The organism is Kocuria subflava (genome assembly GCF_012163155.1).
GTDB classification, from domain to species: Bacteria; Actinomycetota; Actinomycetes; order Actinomycetales; family Micrococcaceae; genus Kocuria; species Kocuria subflava.
The window spans coordinates 1-512 of sequence record NZ_JAAVUN010000259.1 but is presented as its reverse complement, the minus strand read 5'-3'; the positions used below and the strand labels follow the sequence as shown (position 1 = coordinate 512).

General features: G+C 66.4%; 1 protein-coding gene. It reads left to right on the top strand.

Features of this window, described 5'->3' with window-relative positions; genetic code table 11:
* Positions 1–198: 198 nt before the first annotated feature.
* A partial coding sequence (locus tag GTW58_RS14075; RefSeq protein ID WP_280842337.1) for a DNA-formamidopyrimidine glycosylase family protein occupies positions 199–512 on the top strand: 314 nt, incomplete at its 3' end.

The window sequence follows — 512 nt, the reverse complement described above, 5'->3', positions numbered from 1 at the left end:
GACACCCTGGTGGCCCGAGTCGATCTCAAGGCTGATCGAGTGGCCGGTGCCTTGATCGTCAAGAGGTGCACGTGGGAGCGGGACGCTCCCGCGAATGCGCGCGCCGCCCTGGATCGGCAACTGCGGCTCATGGCGGACTGGCTGGAGCTCGACGGCGTGATCGCTTGAGTTGTCCGAGGCACAGGCAATACTGGGACCATGCCTGAGCTCCCGGAACTCGACGCCGTCGTCGGGCTGCTTCGCGGCCGTACCGTGGGTCGCAGGGTGAGCCGGTTCGACATCGTTGCGTTCAGTGTCCTGAAGACCGCCGAACCACCTCACGAATCTCTTGTGGGACGTACCGTCACTTCGGTCACTCGGCGAGGGAAGTTCCTGCTGCTGGAAGTGGACGGCCGCTACGCCGTCGTTCATCTTGCGCTCGCCGGCTGGGTCAAGACGGGCGATGCGGCACTCGCCAAACGGGCGTCGTCGTCCGGGCCGCTGGCGTTCCGACTCCCCTTCCACGCCGGCAC